Consider the following 17228-nt stretch of genomic DNA (forward strand, 5'->3'; position numbering starts at 1 on the left):
CAGAATGAACGCCTTCTGCGCTTCCGTGAACTTCGATGCCTTCATCGTTTTCAGCTCCTCTCCCAGCCGGGGAAGGTTAGCCGAAAACTCCAGCTTCAAACGGTCCAGTTTTCAGGGGGCAGAGCAGTTCACTACGCAAGGACGCAATTCGTAAAGCTGATCGAAAAGTACGCCTTCCTGCAACTGCTGCCCTACATTCACTATGCAAAGTTCCCCAAGATCGCCGATCTTAGCAACCATTGCCGCCGAGCGCAAAACCGTGTGCGACATGTTATGTTACGACAATCGGCCACCCCCCGCTGCGCAATCGCTCGCCGATCTTTTTCTCCGAACCTCTAACGCTGTTAAGTTTAGCAATCGACATCCGTTTTCCGGTAGGATTATGCCTTCGCGGTCGTCGCCAGCGCCAATAGAGTGTCCGGTTTACCCGGGCCGATCATCGAAACGCGGGCACCCATGAATCTTCGGGAAGAGGAAGTCAGTCACCCGTCTGACCCTTGGCCAGCCAGAGCATGTTGCTTATCGCCAGGTTCCTAACCGAGCCTGAATCAAGGCGTTAATTAAAAATTACGGTCTATGATGCCAAAGGTAAGTGGTTGCAATACGTCTCATCGCGGATTGCTGATAACTAAAAACAGCTCGCTCACTACATTAATTAATTCCTCATGAGTTGAATTTTCGAGGTTAAGTAATTATTCAAATCGATCAACCACAATTTTATTAAGTCGCCGCTACTATCAATAATTACACACCCATTGGAATCGTTAATTTTCTTTGGAAGATCTTCGCTTGACACAATGACAGCATTTTCGACGCATATTTTATCCACCATTCCCGGCGCACTTGCACCTGTAATGTGATGGATTTTTTGCACTCCTGCGGGCGTGCGAATAATTGCTGTCCTTGCGTTATTGGGTCCGCTCCATGCAGGTCTGGCGGCAGCTACTTCCTGTGTAGCGCTGTCACCGTCCGCTTCAAGCCACTCTGCGACGACAAATGCCCCGCCTTTAGGTTTTGAGATCGATCTTCCTTGGTCGGTCATGATGCCTACCGCATCACCGTCCGGTGAAATCAGGATGATTGGACGCTCATCAGTTGCCCAGATCGTCAATGCTGCGATCACACATGCTACCCCCAATGCGCGGCGTGTCATCTCAACTCGCTTGCTGGCTTTCAGCGCCTGAACTGCACCAAGGAACATCAGGCATGCGCCGACACCCAGAAGCGGCACGACGCTGTTCGGCGGCCGCGGGAGGAGGGTCGTCGCCCCGTGCAGGCTTGAAATATACTCGGCTATGGACAGCATCCACCGCGTACCGAGCCCCATGAACCACAGCGGGGCACCCTCCAATCCGATCAGGCCCAGAACAGCGGCAATGGCGCCCATGGGCATGACCAGGATGCCGATGACCGGAACGACCAGCAGGTTTGCAAAGATACCGTAATGGGCAATGCGCCCGAAGTGAGCTGCCGCCAAAGGCGACGTCGCCATGCTGGCCACGAGTGACGAGAGCAGCAGCATCGCGATGGGCTTGAGCCAAAATGGCCATTGGGACGAAACACGTTGCCAAGGTCCACTTACCAGAACCAGCGCGACGGTCGCGGCAAAGCTCATCTGGAATCCAGCGCTCAGAAGCGCCTCGGGCGTGAGTGCCAGAATGACGATTGCGGCCACCGCGACGGTCCGCAGCGAGATCGCGCGTCGGTCTGCAATAATGGCCACCAGTATGACCGCCACCATGATGAATGATCGCGTCGTCGCCACATCACCGCCCGACAGCCACAAATAGAACGCCGCGGCGAAAAGCGCGCAGACCGCTGCGAACTTGTGCACCCGGCCGCTGCCCCGTCCCAAAAGACCGAAGATCGCAGTCCCGATGACCCGCAACGTGGCATAGACGAACCCGGCAAGCATGCTCATATGCAGGCCGGAAATCGACACGATGTGATAGAGGTTCGACGCCCGCATCACCTCATTCGTCTTCTCGGCAATGCCCGAGCGGTCCCCCGTCATCATCGCTGCAGATACCGCCCCGGCCTGACCGCCGATACTGTCCGCAATCGCCGCGGACAGTCGCATGCGCAGCCGGTGAAGCGCCAGCGCACCGCCCGAGCGGGCGGGCTCAACGGTCATGACGGCGTTGCGGGAATAACCAATCGCACCCAGACGCTCGAACCAGGCCACACGACGGAAGTCGAAGCCACCGGGCTCTGCCGGACCGGGGGGCGGTCCAAGATGCGCGGTCAGCATCACTCGTTGACCGGGAATTGGCAGAGGATCGGGCTGGAACAGAGAAATCCGCACCCGTTCCGGCAAACGGTCGGGACGTACATCGTCCAGAACCACCTGATCCAGCGTCAGACGAAGATGGTCGCGCGCCGAACGGTCGATCTTGATCACCCTGCCCTCGACCGGGCCATAATAGCGGAAATCCAGAATGGGTGCCGCGACCAGATGCGAGCGCAGGCCGGCAAGCCCCCCACCCATCACGATCAGCAGAACGGCAAGGCAAAGGATGCGAAGCTGATCGACCACGCTCCAGCCAATCCGTCCGGCCGAGGCCAACCTGCCCAGCCGCAAAAGCAGGGCCAGCATGACAACGGCGACCAGCGCCATCCCGGAATAGAGCCAGACGCCCGGCTCGAACGGAATGCTGAACCATCCCCCGATGCCAAGCGCCATCCAGAACGGCACCCATGGCAGCATGCCCGCGCGAATCGAGACCGGGCTGCGCCGCAGCGCAATGGCGCGGTCAAAGCTGACGCGGGCGGCCCGACGCTGTTCCTTCCATCCGCCGGGCGGAACTGTATCGACGGCCATGTCCACAGAAACTTGTCCTTGTTCGACAGCTTGCGTATCTCTGTCGCCAAGATTGGCGTGCCATCCGTTTCGAAACGATTAACGGCGGCCGCCAAATTCCCATGTTTCTTGAATGACTGGCCCTGCTATGACCGATTCCCGCCCTGTCGTGACCCGCTTCGCCCCCTCGCCCACCGGCTATCTGCATATCGGGGGCGCGCGAACGGCATTGTTCAACTGGCTCTACGCACGCGGTCGGGGTGGCAAGTTCCTGCTGCGCATCGAGGATACCGACCGCACACGTTCCACCCCTGAAGCGACCGAGGCGATCCTGAAGGGTCTGACCTGGCTTGGCCTCGATTGGGACGGCGAGCCGGTCAGCCAGTTCGAGGGCCGCGAGCGCCACGCCGAAGTCGCGCGCGAGATGCTGGCTAACGGCACCGCCTATAAATGCTTCTCGACCCCCGAGGAAATCGAGGCTTTCCGCGAGGCCGCGCGGGCTGAGGGCCGCTCGACCCTGTTCCTGTCGCCCTGGCGCGACAGCGATCCCACGACTCATCCCGATGCGCCCTATGTCATCCGCCTGCGCGCCCCGCGCGAGGGGCAGACCGTGGTCCGCGACGCGGTGCAAGGCGACGTGACCTTTGGCAATGACCAGCTGGACGACATGATCCTCCTGCGTTCGGACGGAACGCCGACCTATATGCATGCGGTGGTCGTGGACGATCACGACATGGGCGTGACCCATATCATCCGGGGCGACGATCACCTGACCAATGCGGCGCGTCAGATCCAGATCTATCAGGCCATGGGATGGGAGATTCCGGTCTTTGCCCATATCCCGCTGATCCACGGCCCGGACGGCAAAAAGCTATCCAAGCGGCACGGCGCCGTCGGACTGCACGAATATGCGGCAAGTGGCTATCCGGCAGCCGCCATGCGCAATTATCTGGCGCGCCTCGGCTGGAGCCATGGCGACGACGAATTGTTCGGTGACGCGCAGGCGAAAGAGTGGTTTGACCTGTCGGGTATCGGCAAGGCCCCTGCCCGGCTGGACTTCAAAAAACTGGAACATGTCAGCGGTTATCATATCGCCGGGATGAACGACTCGGACCTGATGCGCGAAATCGAGGGATATCTTGCGGAAACGGCATCCCCTGCGCTGAATGCAGTGCAGATTGCACGGCTGACCCCGGCACTTGGCGCACTGAAGGCCAAGGCCAAGACCCTGCCCGCGCTGCTGGAACAGGGCCATTTCGCGCTGATCGAACGTCCCGTCACCGTCGAGGAAAAAGCCGCAACGTCACTCGATACGGTATCCCGTGGTATACTGGGCGAATTGACTGCCGCATTGCAGCATGTTAGCTGGACACGCGACGACCTCGAGGCGGCCACCAAGGAAATTGGCGAGTCGCACGGGCTGGGTCTTGGCAAGATCGCGGCACCCTTGCGCGCTGCCCTTGCCGGCCGCAGCTCGACCCCGAGCGTATTTGATATGATGTTGGCGCTTGGCCGGGAGGAGACCCTGGCCCGGTTGCAGGATCACGCGGGCTGAACGCCCGCAACCATCCGGTCCCAACCGGAGAGTGTAGAAGGAGAGAGGGAAATGGCAGATAGCAAATCCGCAAAACTGCTCGTCGAGGGAAAAGAGATCGAGCTTCCGATCCTGAGCCCGACGGCAGGACCGGATGTCCTGGACATCCGAAAGCTTTATGGTCAGGCGGATGTCTTCACCTATGACCCCGGCTTCACCTCGACCGCGTCCTGCGACTCGACCATCACCTATATCGATGGCGACAAGGGCGAGCTGTGGTATCGTGGCTATCCGATCGAGCAACTGGCGGCCAAGTCGCACTACCTCGAAGTCTGCTACCTGCTGCTTTACGGTGAGCTGCCGACCGAAGACCAGATGAAGGACTTCGAGACCCGCGTCACGCGCCACACCATGGTGCATGAGCAGATGCACAACTTCTTCCGTGGTTTCCGTCGCGATGCGCATCCGATGGCGACTATGGTGGGCGTCGTCGGCGCGATGTCGGCCTTCTATCACGACTCGACCGACATTTCGGACCCGCTGCAGCGCGAGATCGCCTCGGTTCGCCTGATCGCGAAGCTGCCGACGATTGCGGCCATGGCCTATAAATATTCGATCGGCCAGCCCTTCGTTTATCCGCGCAACGACTTGGACTATGCGGCGAACTTCCTTCATATGTGCTTCGCCGTTCCGGCCGAGCCCTACCACGTCGATCCCGCACTGGCTCGCGCGATGGACCGCATCTTTACGCTGCATGCCGATCACGAGCAGAACGCCTCGACCTCGACCGTCCGTCTGGCCGGTTCCTCGGGCGCGAACCCGTTCGCCTGCATCGCCGCCGGCATCGCCTGCCTGTGGGGCCCTGCCCATGGCGGCGCGAACCAGGCCTGCCTGGAAATGCTGCGCGAGATCGGCACCGTCGATCGCATCCCGGAATACATCGCCAAGGCCAAGGACAAGAACGATCCGTTCCGTCTGATGGGCTTCGGCCACCGCGTCTACAAGAACTTCGACCCGCGGGCGAAGGTCATGAAGGAATCGGCGGACGAGGTTCTGGATCTGCTGGGCGTCCACAACAACCCGACGCTGCAGGTTGCCAAGGAGCTTGAGCGGATCGCGCTTGAGGACGAGTATTTCGTCTCGAAAAAGCTGTATCCGAACGTCGACTTCTATTCGGGCATCATCCTGGAAGCGATGGGCTTCCCGACCTCGATGTTCACGCCGATCTTCGCGCTGTCGCGCACTGTCGGCTGGATCTCGCAGTGGAAAGAGATGATCGGCGACCCGCAGAACAAGATCGGCCGTCCGCGCCAGCTTTATGTCGGTGCCGACAAGCGCGATTACGTCGATCTGGGCAAGCGCTGATCAGCCCGACCGAATACAGACGGCCCCGGATCATCTCCGGGGCCGTTTCGCGTTTTCAGCCACTTGCACGAGACCCGCGCCAATGCCACACCATCTGCCATGAGTGACGCATCCAAAATCGCGCTGATCACCGGCGCCTCGCGCGGCCTTGGCGCCGCAATGGCAGAACAGCTTGCCGCGCGCGGCTGGCACATCCTTGCAGTGGCCCGCACGACCGGGGCGCTTGAGGAACTGGACGACCGCATCCGCCGCGCAGGCGGCAGCGCCACGCTGGCACCGATGGATGTGGGCCAGCCCGAGCCGATGGTGAAGCTGGCTCAGGCCGTCATGGAGCGCTGGGGGGGCCTGGACATGTGGGCGCATACCGCCGTCCACGCAGCACCGCTGGCCCCGGCGGGGCATGTCGATGCCAAAGACTTCCAGAAATCGGTCGATCTGAACATCGTGGCGACGCGAGGTCTGATCGCACTGTTCGAGCCGCTGTTGCGCGCCCGTAAGGGTCAGGCCGTTTTTTTTGACGATCCTCGCGCCGGGCAAAAATTCTTTGGCAGCTACGGCGCGACCAAGGCGGCCCAGATCGCGCTGGCGCGCAGCTGGCAGGCCGAGAACGAAAATGTCGGCCCCCGTGTCGTCATCGCCGCCCCCGCCCCGATGCCGACCGCGACCCGCGCACGATTCTTTCCCGGAGAGGACCGCGCCCGCCTGTCCCCGTGCAAGGCCGAGGCCGAGCGCATCCTGTCCGCGATCCTTTAACCAAACTCCCGGCTTGCGGCATTTCGTCTGAAATCGCCGCCGGCCTTAACCGAAGAACCCGCGACCCCATCCGCCCGCTTGCCAATCGTGGCGCTGGTGACTAGATAGGCGCGTCGCAGAATGAAAGGCCCCGTGGTGGAAAACGTCGTCCTTACCGTGCATCTGATCCTTGCTGTCCTGCTGATCGGGGTCGTGCTGCTGCAACGGTCCGAAGGCGGCGGCCTTGGCATGGGCAGCGGAGGTGGCAGCGGTGTGATGACCGGCCGCCAAGCCGCGAACGCCCTGTCGCGCGCGACCTGGATCCTTGCCGGTGCCTTCCTGGTCACCTCGCTGACCCTGACCGTCATTGCCGCGCGCAATTCCTCGGGTGGGTCGATCGTCGACCAGCTGAACATCGGCGGCGCTCAGAACGAAGAGCCCGCGACCAACCTTCCGGGCATCGGTGACTACACGCCGCCGCCCGCAGCCGGTCAGCCCATCCTGCCGCCCGTTCCGGGTGGCGCGGCGGCCCCGGCCGACACCGGCGCGGCGACGACCTCGCCCGTCACCCCGCCCGCGGCTGTTGCCCCGGCGGTTGCCCCTGCCCAGCCCGCTCCGGCGGCTGAAGCTCCGGCAAAAACCAACTGATACTACACATTGGGGTGCCTCGCGCACCCCTCCACGACAGCTAGCGGTCCGTTGCGGCCTCAGGACTTATCAGTTATAAATTGAGTCCCGTGAGCCGGCCAGATTCGGGCCGCGTTTTCTATTTTTTGAACTCACGGGGGCCTCGATGGCGCGTTACATCTTCATCACCGGCGGTGTGGTTTCTTCGCTTGGCAAAGGGCTGGCATCGGCGGCGCTGGGAGCGCTTCTCCAGGCACGCGGCTATACGGTCCGTCTGCGCAAGCTTGATCCTTACCTGAACGTCGATCCCGGCACGATGTCGCCTTTCGAACATGGCGAGGTCTTCGTCACCGATGACGGCGCGGAAACCGATCTCGACCTTGGCCATTACGAACGCTTCACCGGCGTTTCGGCGCGCAAGACGGACTCGGTCAGCTCGGGCCGCATCTATTCCAATGTTCTGGAAAAGGAACGCCGCGGCGCCTATCTGGGCAAGACCATTCAGGTCATTCCGCACGTCACCAACGAAATCAAAGACTTCCTATCGGTTGGCGAGGATGAGGTCGACTTCATGCTGTGCGAGATCGGCGGCACCGTCGGCGATATCGAGGGCCTGCCCTTCTTTGAAGCCATCCGCCAATTCGCGCAGGAGCGTGCGCGCGGCCAATGCGTCTTCATGCACCTGACCCTGCTGCCCTATCTGGCGGCCTCGGGCGAGTTGAAGACCAAGCCCACGCAGCACAGCGTCAAGGAACTGCGCTCGATCGGTCTGCAGCCCGACGTGCTGGTCTGCCGCAGCGAGCATCCGATCCCGGAAAAGGAACGCGCCAAGATCGCGCTGTTCTGTAACGTGCGCCCCGATGCCGTCATCCCGGCCTATGACCTGAAATCCATCTATGAAGCGCCGCTGGCCTATCACCGCGCCGGTCTGGATCAGGCCGTGCTGGACGCCTTCCAGATCAGCCCGGCCCCGCGCCCCGACCTGACCCGCTGGGAAGACGTGATGGACCGCCTGACCAATGCCGAAGGCGTGGTCAAGGTCGCCATCGTCGGCAAATACACCCAGCTTGAGGACGCCTATAAGTCGATCTCGGAAGCGCTGACCCATGGCGGCATGGCCAATCGCGTCCGTGTTCGGACCGAATGGGTCGACAGTGAGCAATTGGAAGGCGAAGGCGCGCATCTGCTTGACGGCTTCAACGGCATCATCGTGCCGGGCGGCTTTGGCGAGCGTGGCACCGAAGGCATGGTCGCCGCCGCGAAATATGCCCGTGAGAAAAAAGTCCCCTATCTGGGCATCTGCCTTGGCATGCAGATGGCGGTGATCGAAGCCGCGCGCAATCTGGCCGACATGCCCGACGCAGGTTCCGAGGAATTCGACCACGAAGCCGGCGAAACCCGCTTTACCCCGGTCGTCTATCACCTCAAGGAATGGGTGCAGGGCAATTACACCGTCCAGCGCAAGCTGTCGGATGACAAGGGCGGCACCATGCGCCTTGGCGCCTATACCGCCGTGCTGACCCCGGGCTCGAAAATCTCGGAGATCTATGACGGCGCGCTGGAGATCGAGGATCGCCACCGTCACCGCTACGAGGTCGACGCGAAATACCGCACCCAGCTTGAGGATGCCGGGCTGAACTTCTCGGGCATGTCGCCCGATGGCCGCCTGCCCGAGGTCGTCGAATATCACGACCATCCGTGGTTCATCGGCGTCCAGTCCCACCCCGAGCTGAAATCCAAGCCCTTCGAGCCCGCACCGCTGTTCGCAGGCTTCGTGCGCGCCGCGATGGACAACGAACGGCTGGTCTGATCCGGTCATCCGCGCCATGATGTCGGGACCCGATGAATGGTCCCGACATGCGCCTTGCCCTGATCCTTGCTTTCTGCGCCGGCCCCGTCTGGGCCGACGCGCCGCTGTTCGTAATCGAACAGTCCAGCCTGCCCTTTGACCTTGGTCCGGGCGCGCCCAAGAATTCACCCGGCAGGCAGGCGAACTCTCCGAACTCTGCGGCGAACTCCGCCGCCAATTCCGCGAATAGCTCGTCAAGCTACGCCAATTCGCCGCGCAATCCGGCGAATGAAAAGCGCGTGATCTTTATCTCGGACGGATCGGTCGTAGGCTATTATGCGCCAAGCGGCGTCGGCACGCTGAACCTGTTCGACATTAACGGCAAACGCGTCGCCTATCGCCCGAAAGGCAGCAAAAGCCTGTTTTCCAGCCAGGGAAAATGGTGCGGCACCGTGGCCGATGCACAGGGCGGCGGTTTTGCCTTTGGTATCATTCGGGCCTGCTCCAACCTGTTCTGACGTCTAAGCTTCACGCAACTGTCACATCGCTCCGCTAGATCGCGCGTATCGACCAAGGAGACCGAGATGAAGGACGAGAGCCCGAACGACTGGCTGCGCGCCGAGTTGCAGGACACGCTCGATGAGGATTACGAAATCGAGCTTGAGGATGCCGTCCTGTCGCGCGAAATCGCGCGCATCTATCGCGACAAGCACCCCAGCCAGATGCCGCGCCCGGAATATTTCAGCGAGCTTCTGCGCCTTCAATCCGAGCTGATCCGCCTGCAGGACTGGGTCAGCTACCACAAGGAAAAGGTCGTGGTGATCTTTGAGGGCCGCGACAGTGCCGGAAAGGGCGGCGCGATCAAGCGCATCACCCAACGCCTGAACCCACGCGTTTGCCGCGTGGTGGCCCTGCCTGCCCCGTCGGACCGCGAAAAGACGCAATGGTATTTCCAGCGCTATGTCTCGCACCTGCCCGCCGGCGGCGAAATCGTCCTGTTCGACCGCAGCTGGTACAACCGCGCCGGTGTCGAGCGTGTGATGGGCTTTGCCACCGACAGTCAGGTCCAGCAATTCTTTGACGATGTGCCGGAATTCGAACGGATGCTGGTCCGCTCGGGCATCCGGCTGGTCAAATACTGGTTCTCGATCACCGATGAGGAACAGCAGATGCGCTTTCTGATGCGCATCCACGATCCGCTGAAACAGTGGAAACTCTCGCCCATGGACCTGCAATCGCGCGTCCGCTGGGAGGATTATACCTATGCCAAGGAAGAGATGCTGGAGCGTACCAACATCCCCGAGGCTCCGTGGTATATCGTCCCCGGCAATGACAAGAAGCGCGCAAGGCTGAACTGCATCAACCACCTTCTGGGGCAGTTCCCTTATGGCGACGTGCCCCATGATCATGTCAGCCTGCCCGACCGGGTCTTCAATCCCGATTACGAACGCGACGTCCTGCCACCCGAGCTTTACGTCCCGCAGCTTTACTGACCTGTTTCGCGGTCCTTTTCCGGGGCCGCGACACCCTGCGCGGGAATCGTTAGCAATGCTTTATTATCTTTAGCTTGAGCTGTTCCTGCACTAGACTGGCCCCATGTTTCGAAATCTGCTCAGCCGCCTCTTTCTGGATAATGCCGACCCGGCCTCTCTCCCGTCGGAAGACGCGGAAGTCGCCATCGCGGCTTTGCTGGTCAGGATCGCCCGCGCCGATGACCGCTACAGCACCATCGAAAAGCAGCGGATCGAAACCGTGCTGGCGCGCCGCCGCGGTCTGGGCCATGCCGAAGCCGCAGAACTGCGCGCCGCCGCCGAGATGATCGAGGCCGAGGCCCCCGATACCGTCCGATTCACCCGCTCGATCAAGGAGCGCGTCGCCTTTGACGACCGCCATTCGGTGATCGCCGCTCTTTGGGAAGTTGCCTATGCCGATGGCAATCGCGGTGCCGAAGAAGAAAGCATGATTCGGCTGGTCTCGGGCCTGCTTGGCGTCAACGATCGCGATTCAGCTTTGGTCCGGCAACGCGTGCTGGACGATCTGGGAATTTCAGGTCAATAGCAGGGCACGCCGCCTCCCTGTCTTTCTTGGCAGGCAGGAAATCGTTGCAAACGCCCCTTTTATGACGCCTCATTGACTGTATGAGCCAAGATACAACCACCTCTCCGAATATGAGCCAAGGCACCACACCGGTCATCGAGATCCGAAACCTCCACAAGGCTTACGGCCAGCTCGAAGTCATTCGCGGCGTCGATCTGGTGGCCGAGCGCGGCCATGTCGTCAGCCTGATCGGCTCTTCCGGGTCGGGGAAATCCACACTTCTGCGCTGCTGCAACCTGCTTGAGGACAGCCAGCAGGGCGAGATCATCTTTGAAGGCGAGCCGGTGCGCTGGCGCGGCGAGGGCATGGGTCGCATTCCCGCCGACCGCGCGCAGGTGACGCGGCTGCGCACCAACCTGTCGATGGTCTTCCAGCAGTTCAACCTGTGGTCCCACCTGACCATCCTGCAAAACGTCATGGAAGCACCGCTCCATGTCCTGAAGCGCGATCCCGCCAAGGTCGAGGCCCGCGCCCGCGAATTGCTGGCCAAGGTCGGCATCGGCGATAAGGCCGACGCCTGGCCCGCCCAGCTTTCGGGCGGCCAGCAGCAGCGTGCCGCCATTGCCCGCGCCTTGTGCATGGAGCCGAAAGCCCTGCTTCTGGATGAGCCGACCAGCGCGCTTGACCCCGAGTTGCAGCAAGAGGTCGTCCGCGTCATCAAGGACTTGGCCGCCGAACATCGCACCATGCTTCTGGTCACCCATGACATGCGCCTTGCCGCGGATGTCAGCGACCATGTCGTCTTCCTCCATCAAGGCCGGATCGAGGAACAGGGACCGCCCGCGCAGCTTTTCGGCGCGCCGCGGTCCGAACGTCTGCGCCAGTTCCTTAGCGCAACGATGGCCAGTTAATAGTCCAACAGGAGTTATAACAGTGAAAAAACTGATGCTTGCAGCGGCCGCGCTGGCCCTGACCGCCGGAATGGGCATGGCGCAGACTGTGCGCATGGCAACCGAAGGCGCCTACCCTCCCTACAACTTCGTCAACGACAAGGGCGAGCTGGACGGGCTGGAAATCGAGCTTGGCAACGAGCTGTGCAAACGCGCCGGACTGGAATGCACCTGGGTCAAGAACGACTGGGATTCGATCATCCCGAACCTTGTCAGCTCGAACTATGACACCATCATGGCTGGCATGAACATCAACGAAGAGCGCAAGAAGGCGATCGACTTCACCGATCCCTACACGCCGCCGATGCCGTCGGCCTATATGGCGCTGAAACCCGATGCCGATATCGAAGGCGGCGTAGTCGCAGCACAGACCAACACCATTCAGGCCAGCCACGTCGCCTCGACCGGCGCGACCCTGCTGGAATTCGCCACCGGCGAGGAAACCATCGCCGCCGTCCGCAATGGCGAGGCCGATGCCGTCTTTGCCGACAAGGACTTCCTTGCCCCCGCCCAAGCGGAATCGAATGGCGAGCTGGTCTGGGTCGAAGGTCATGACACCGTCAAGCTGGGCGAAGGCATCGGCATGGGCGTGCGCAAATCCGACACCGAGCTGAAAGCCAAGTTCAACACCGCCATCGAGTCGATGAAGGCCGACGGTTCGCTGAACGCCCTGCTGAAGAAATGGTTCGGCGATAAGGCCCTGCAGTTCTAAGCTGTCAACGATGTAAGGACAGGTCTGCGCGACACTTGCCGCGCAGACCCGATTGGAGTGCCCGATGTTCGCCAGCTGCGCCGACCCCAAGACGCTCGAAGGGCTTGCATGGCTTATGTGCTACCTGACCTCAGGCAAGCACATGCTGTTTTATCTTTCATTCGGAACGGTGATCCTGCTTCTGGCGATCACCGCCCCGGTCGCGCTGCTGTTCGGTTTCGGCGGCGCGCTGGCCTCGCGCTCGCGCATTGCGCCGCTGCGCTGGTTCGGCAAGACCTATACCTCGATGGTTCGGGGCGTGCCCGACATCATTTTCTTCCTGTTCGTGCCGATCGCGCTGGATCAGGCATTCGAATGGCTGCGCGCCAAGGCCTATTGCGATCCCAGCGTGCCGATCCGGCAGGGCAATGACTTTGTCGTCTGTCCGGCGGCCAAGCTGCCGCTGTCGACCGCGCCGGAATGGGTGCATCAAAGCTATGGCGTCTTTCTGGCGGTGATTGCCTTTGCCATTGTGTTTGGGGCCTTTGCCGCGAACGTGCTGTATGGCGCGATGAACGCCGTGCCCAAGGCACAGCTTGAAACCGCCGAGGCTTACGGCATGAGCCCGCGTCAGGTGAACCGGCGCATCCTGATCCCGCAGATGTGGACCTATGCCCTGCCCGGCCTTGCCAACCTGTGGATGATCCTGATCAAGGCGACGCCGCTGCTGTTCGTCCTTGGCGTCGAGGATATCGTCTATTGGGCGCGCGAGCTGGGCGGCTCAAAAACCAGCGCCTATGCCTATCCGCACCCCGACTGGCGCATCTATTACTTCCTGGGAATTCTCGTGTTCTATCTGCTGATGACCTGGGGGTCCGAGCGCTTCTTTGACCGCATCCGTGCGCGGCTGTCTTCGGGTCAGGCCACCATGGCCGGTGAGGCCATGCGAAAGGCCGCATCATGAGCCAGTGCCTGCAAACCCTGCATGATTACGGGCTGCGCGCCATCGGCATCGGCGAACGCCTGCTGCCGCGCTCCGATTTCACCCTGTGCCAGCAGTTCACGCTGATCGGCTCGGGCCTGATCTGGAACATCTATTTCGGTGCCCTCGCGCTGTTCGTGGGCTTCTTCTTTGCCAATGCGCTGGCGGTGGCCAAGCTGAGCGGGCCTGCATGGCTGCGTAAACCTGCGGAATGGTTCATCTTCCTGTTCCGTGGCAGCCCACTATTCATCCAGTTCTTCGTCGCCTATGAGGCGCTGGTACAGCTGCCCCGCGCCGGGATCGACGTCTTCGGCATCACCGTCCAGACCAGCTGGTTGACCCGCGCCTGGGCCGGGGCCCTGATCGTGTTGATCCTGAACACCGCCGCCTACTCGGCCGAGATCTTCTATGGCGCGCTGCGCAACGTCCCCAAGGGCGAGCTTGAAGCCGCAGACGCCTATGGCATGGCGGGCTGGACGCGCTATCGCCGCGTTGTCTGGCCGACAGCCATGCGGCTGGCATGGCCCGCCTATACGAATGAGGCGATCTTCCTGTTCCATGCCACGACGCTGGTCTTCTTCTCCAGCTTCCCGGCCTTCCAGCAGCAGGGCGACAGCCTGTATTACGCCAGCTACTTCGCCGACAAGACCTTCAACCCCTTCGTCGCCTATCCGATCGTCGCGGGTTACTTCATCCTTCTGACCCTCTGCCTGATCGGGCTGTTCGGGGTCGTCAACAGGCGGCTGAACCGCCACTTGCCCGGCGCGGCGCGGAAAATCCGCTACCGGCCCAATCTCCTCAGGTGAATTATGGACTGGTTGCACGACCATCCCGAAGTCAAGACCATCCGCGTGGCCGCCGCCGATCTGAATGGCGTCGCCCGTGGCAAGCGGATCCCGGCGCGATTTGCCAACAAGCTGCTGACCGAGGGGACGAAGTTCCCTTTCTCGGTCCTCAACATGGACATCTGGGGCGAGGATGTCGAAGACAGCCCGCTGGTGTTTCAGGCGGGCGATCCGGACGGGTTGCTGCTTCCGACCGAGCGCGGCTTCATGCCGATGCCGTGGCTGGACGCCCCGACCGGGTTGTTGCCGCTGTGGATGTTCCACCCCGATGGCCGCCCCTATGAGGGCGATCCGCGTCAGGCGCTGGCCAAGGTGGTCGAACGCTACAAGGCCGCCGGCCTGACCCCCGTCGTCGCGACCGAGCTTGAGTTCTTCCTGATCGACGATTCCGGCGGGCAGCTGCGCGTGCCGCCCAGCCCGCGCTCGGGCAAGCGCCGCACCGGGGCCGAGACGCTGTCGCTTCGCGCCCTCGACGCCTTCGACCGCTTCTTCACCGCACTTTACGACGCCTGCGAGGCGATGGACATTCCCGCCGATACCGCGATCTCTGAGGCAGCGCCCGGCCAGTTCGAGATCAACCTGATGCACCAACCCGATCCGCTGAAGGCGGCCGATGATGCGTGGCTGTTCAAGCTGCTGGTCAAGGGTCTGGCGCGCCGCTACGGCTTTGCCGGATCGTTCATGGCCAAGCCCTATGAGAGCTGGAACGGCTCGGGCATGCATATGCATTTCTCGATTCTGGATCAGAACGGTGACAATATCTTTGACAATGGCGGCGACGAGGGCTCCGAGCGTCTGCGCCATGCCGTCGCGGGCTGTCTGGCCGCCATGCCCGGCTCGACCCTGCTGTTTGCCCCACATGAGAACAGCTACGACCGGCTGGTCCCCAATGCCCATGCCCCGACCGGCATCGGTTGGGCCTACGAAAACCGCACCTCGGCGATCCGCATTCCGTCGTCCGGCCCCAAGGCCCGCCGGATCGAGCATCGCGTGGCTGGCGGAGACGTGAACCCCTACCTGACCGTCGCAGCCGTGTTGGGGGCCGCTCTGAACGGCCTTGAGGACCGCATCGAGCCCGCGCCCGCAATCCAAGGCAACGCCTATGAACAAGGCCTCGCCCAACTGCCCACCACCTGGGGCGAGGCCATCGACGCCTTTGACACCTGCCCCCAGATCAAGCGCATCTTCCCCTCGCATCTGATCGAAAACTTCGTGATGACCAAGCGTCAGGAACTGCATTACATGGCCGAGCTTTCCGACGATGAAACGGTCGAGCTGTATCTGGATACAGTCTGATTTTGTTCCGGCCACTATAAAACTTCCTTTCGGCCGGGTTTGCTTCCTTTTTGACAACGATAAAACTGCCATTGGAAAGCCGGGTTCACGGTTTCCTGAATAAGTTCAAAGCACTGACAGTTTCATCGAGAACACGAGCGGCGTCGCAGCGCCGCTCGTTGCCGTTTGGGCCATGCCCTTGACCTCTGCGCCGCTCCGCTTCATCCCCTCCGCCAACCCGGGTTTCTGATTTCAACACGCCGCCGACGGTCTTTCCGTTTGGCCATGCATCGTGACGGCTTTCGGCCGAGGAACCCCCATGACCCGCATTCCCTTCATCGAAGCACGGTTTTTCGATCCGCATGAAACCCAGCGCATGATCGAAGATCGCTTCGTCAGCCATCTGCGCAGGCGTCGGGTGACTGACCTGTCCGCCCCGATCCCGGACAGCGACGAGGAGGATGAGCATGCGCCCAGCCTTCCCCTTACCCTTAATGACTGCGACCGGCGCAGGATCAGCCGCCGCGCCAAGCGCCTGTTGGAGCTGCGCGAAGCAGCCTCGGGACTGAGTCACCTCAGACGCGACGACCGCGAGCGGCTGGAGGTCCTGCGCGACGGCGCGCGGCTGATCCAGATCCCCAGTGAACACCGCGCCGACGAACTGGCAGCCGCGGTGCACGCGGAGATGCCCTGGATGGCGCCGGTCACCGAGATCGTCTGGCAGGCAATGCGCCGCTCGGTCCGCGAGGGCTGGCCCGGGTTGCGCGTGCCGCCCCTGTTGCTCGATGGCCCGCCGGGCATCGGCAAAAGCCACTTTGGCCGCAAACTGGGCGAGGTGCTGTCCGCTCCGACCACCATCATCGAAGCCACCGGCGAGAATGCCTCGTTCGGGGTGGTAGGCTCGCAACGTGGCTGGGGCAGCACCCATCCCGGTCGCCTCATCACCACAATTCTCGAACGCCGCATCGCCAACCCGGTGATGGTGGTGGATGAGATCGATAAGGCAAGCTCCGTCACGTCGAACAAGGGTCTTGCCTTCGGCCTGCCGGAGGGACTGCTGCCGCTGCTTGAGCCGTTGACCGCGCGGCGTTGGAGCTGCCCTTATTATCAGGTGCGGTTCGATATGAGCTGGGTGATCTGGGTGCTGACCAGCAACGATTACCGCCTGTTGCCCGCCCCGCTGCTGAACCGTTGCCCGCCGCTGCGGCTGCAACCCCTGACCCCGCACGATCTGATCCGGTTTGCGCAGCGGCAGGCACGGGAACGCGGCCTGTCGGAGGGTTCGACCGATGCACTGATCGACGCGATCGAGTCCGCGTCCCTGCCCCCGCATCGACGCAGCCTGCGGCTGGTGATCCGGCTGCTGGACCGGGCCACCGATCTTCAGAATGCCCCGATACGGCACTGAAACAGACCTCCTCTTCCTGTCAATTCTGTAACGAAAGCTCACCCATGCCCGTTCTTGTCCTCGCTGAGGCGCTGTTGTACAAATCAGTTGATGACCGCAGTTCCCCTTTCCCCGGACACACTTATCCCAATGCCACGGTGACCGGGATGCCGAGGGCCGTGAAGCGGTTGAGGACCGCCACCCGGATCTGGAC

General features: G+C 61.9%; 15 protein-coding genes. 14 read left to right on the top strand and 1 reads right to left on the bottom strand.

Going from position 1 to position 17228, the window contains the following annotated elements; translation table 11 throughout:
• Positions 1-655: 655 nt before the first annotated feature.
• Entirely contained in the window at positions 656-2821 is a 2166-nt protein-coding gene (locus IB235_RS23440; RefSeq protein ID WP_192338783.1) for a ComEC/Rec2 family competence protein, read from the bottom strand.
• A 127-nt stretch (positions 2822-2948) separates the two neighbouring features.
• Between IB235_RS23440 and gltX the strand changes: the two genes are divergently transcribed.
• The 14 genes from gltX to IB235_RS23510 all read left to right on the top strand — a co-directional run bounded on the left by gltX (position 2949) and on the right by IB235_RS23510 (position 17035).
• Positions 2949-4355 (top strand): glutamate--tRNA ligase, encoded by a 1407-nt coding sequence (gene gltX / locus IB235_RS23445; RefSeq protein WP_192338784.1) that lies wholly within the window; start codon positions 2949-2951, stop codon positions 4353-4355.
• Positions 4356-4406: 51 nt separating this feature from the next.
• The gene (gene gltA / locus IB235_RS23450) at positions 4407-5699 is read left to right on the top strand and encodes a citrate synthase (RefSeq protein WP_155042468.1); all 1293 of its coding nucleotides are present in this window, start codon (positions 4407-4409) and stop codon (positions 5697-5699) included.
• Positions 5700-5798: 99 nt separating this feature from the next.
• Complete coding sequence (locus tag IB235_RS23455) at positions 5799-6452, top strand: SDR family oxidoreductase (protein ID WP_155042467.1); 654 nt, start codon at positions 5799-5801, stop codon at positions 6450-6452.
• Between the two features lie 120 nt (positions 6453-6572).
• On the top strand, positions 6573-7079 hold the full coding sequence (secG, locus tag IB235_RS23460) for a preprotein translocase subunit SecG (RefSeq protein WP_225612589.1): 507 nt from the start codon (positions 6573-6575) through the stop codon (positions 7077-7079).
• Between the two features lie 145 nt (positions 7080-7224).
• Complete coding sequence (locus IB235_RS23465; RefSeq protein WP_155042465.1) at positions 7225-8868, top strand: CTP synthase; 1644 nt, start codon at positions 7225-7227, stop codon at positions 8866-8868.
• Between the two features lie 47 nt (positions 8869-8915).
• Positions 8916-9365, top strand: coding sequence for a hypothetical protein (locus IB235_RS23470; protein WP_155042464.1), 450 nt, complete (start codon positions 8916-8918; stop codon positions 9363-9365).
• A gap of 66 nt (positions 9366-9431) precedes the next feature.
• Positions 9432-10340, top strand: coding sequence for a polyphosphate kinase 2 (gene ppk2 / locus IB235_RS23475; protein ID WP_155042463.1), 909 nt, complete (start codon positions 9432-9434; stop codon positions 10338-10340).
• A 103-nt stretch (positions 10341-10443) separates the two neighbouring features.
• A complete protein-coding gene (locus tag IB235_RS23480; protein ID WP_192338785.1) occupies positions 10444-10905 on the top strand; it encodes a TerB family tellurite resistance protein in 462 nt (153 codons plus the stop codon).
• 80 nt (positions 10906-10985) lie between these two features.
• Positions 10986-11795 carry an ABC transporter ATP-binding protein gene (locus tag IB235_RS23485; RefSeq protein WP_281353225.1) on the top strand — a complete coding sequence of 270 codons (810 nt, stop codon included), beginning with the start codon at positions 10986-10988 and terminating at the stop codon, positions 11793-11795.
• 22 nt (positions 11796-11817) lie between these two features.
• Complete coding sequence (locus IB235_RS23490) at positions 11818-12546, top strand: transporter substrate-binding domain-containing protein (protein ID WP_192338786.1); 729 nt, start codon at positions 11818-11820, stop codon at positions 12544-12546.
• A 64-nt stretch (positions 12547-12610) separates the two neighbouring features.
• Positions 12611-13489, top strand: a complete 879-nt coding sequence (locus IB235_RS23495) for an ABC transporter permease (RefSeq protein ID WP_155042461.1) — start codon at positions 12611-12613, stop codon at positions 13487-13489.
• On the top strand, positions 13486-14313 hold the full coding sequence (locus IB235_RS23500) for an ABC transporter permease (protein WP_155042460.1): 828 nt from the start codon (positions 13486-13488) through the stop codon (positions 14311-14313). The genes IB235_RS23495 and IB235_RS23500 overlap by 4 nt, the downstream gene beginning before the upstream one ends.
• Before the next feature lie 3 nt (positions 14314-14316).
• Positions 14317-15648, top strand: coding sequence for a glutamine synthetase family protein (locus IB235_RS23505; RefSeq protein ID WP_155042459.1), 1332 nt, complete (start codon positions 14317-14319; stop codon positions 15646-15648).
• Between the two features lie 298 nt (positions 15649-15946).
• Complete coding sequence (locus IB235_RS23510; RefSeq protein WP_192338787.1) at positions 15947-17035, top strand: AAA family ATPase; 1089 nt, start codon at positions 15947-15949, stop codon at positions 17033-17035.
• The last annotated feature ends 193 nt before the right edge of the window (positions 17036-17228 follow it).

Source organism: Paracoccus sp. PAR01, from assembly GCF_014851995.1.
Classification (GTDB): Bacteria; Pseudomonadota; Alphaproteobacteria; order Rhodobacterales; family Rhodobacteraceae; genus Paracoccus; species Paracoccus litorisediminis.

Excerpts from the sequence above, each read along its gene's own strand:
- IB235_RS23495 (WP_155042461.1), top strand. The coding sequence starts at position 12,611 with ATGTTCGCCAGCTGCGCCGACCCCAAGACGCTCGAAGGGCTTGCATGG.
- IB235_RS23485 (WP_281353225.1), top strand. The coding sequence starts at position 10,986 with ATGAGCCAAGATACAACCACCTCTCCGAATATGAGCCAAGGCACCACA.
- gltA (WP_155042468.1), top strand. The coding sequence starts at position 4,407 with ATGGCAGATAGCAAATCCGCAAAACTGCTCGTCGAGGGAAAAGAGATC.
- IB235_RS23440 (WP_192338783.1), bottom strand. The coding sequence starts at position 2,821 with ATGGCCGTCGATACAGTTCCGCCCGGCGGATGGAAGGAACAGCGTCGG.
- IB235_RS23510 (WP_192338787.1), top strand. The coding sequence starts at position 15,947 with ATGACCCGCATTCCCTTCATCGAAGCACGGTTTTTCGATCCGCATGAA.
- gltX (WP_192338784.1), top strand. The coding sequence starts at position 2,949 with ATGACCGATTCCCGCCCTGTCGTGACCCGCTTCGCCCCCTCGCCCACC.
- IB235_RS23500 (WP_155042460.1), top strand. The coding sequence starts at position 13,486 with ATGAGCCAGTGCCTGCAAACCCTGCATGATTACGGGCTGCGCGCCATC.
- IB235_RS23505 (WP_155042459.1), top strand. The coding sequence starts at position 14,317 with ATGGACTGGTTGCACGACCATCCCGAAGTCAAGACCATCCGCGTGGCC.
- secG (WP_225612589.1), top strand. The coding sequence starts at position 6,573 with ATGAAAGGCCCCGTGGTGGAAAACGTCGTCCTTACCGTGCATCTGATC.
- IB235_RS23465 (WP_155042465.1), top strand. The coding sequence starts at position 7,225 with ATGGCGCGTTACATCTTCATCACCGGCGGTGTGGTTTCTTCGCTTGGC.
- IB235_RS23480 (WP_192338785.1), top strand. The coding sequence starts at position 10,444 with ATGTTTCGAAATCTGCTCAGCCGCCTCTTTCTGGATAATGCCGACCCG.
- IB235_RS23470 (WP_155042464.1), top strand. The coding sequence starts at position 8,916 with ATGCGCCTTGCCCTGATCCTTGCTTTCTGCGCCGGCCCCGTCTGGGCC.
- IB235_RS23455 (WP_155042467.1), top strand. The coding sequence starts at position 5,799 with ATGAGTGACGCATCCAAAATCGCGCTGATCACCGGCGCCTCGCGCGGC.
- ppk2 (WP_155042463.1), top strand. The coding sequence starts at position 9,432 with ATGAAGGACGAGAGCCCGAACGACTGGCTGCGCGCCGAGTTGCAGGAC.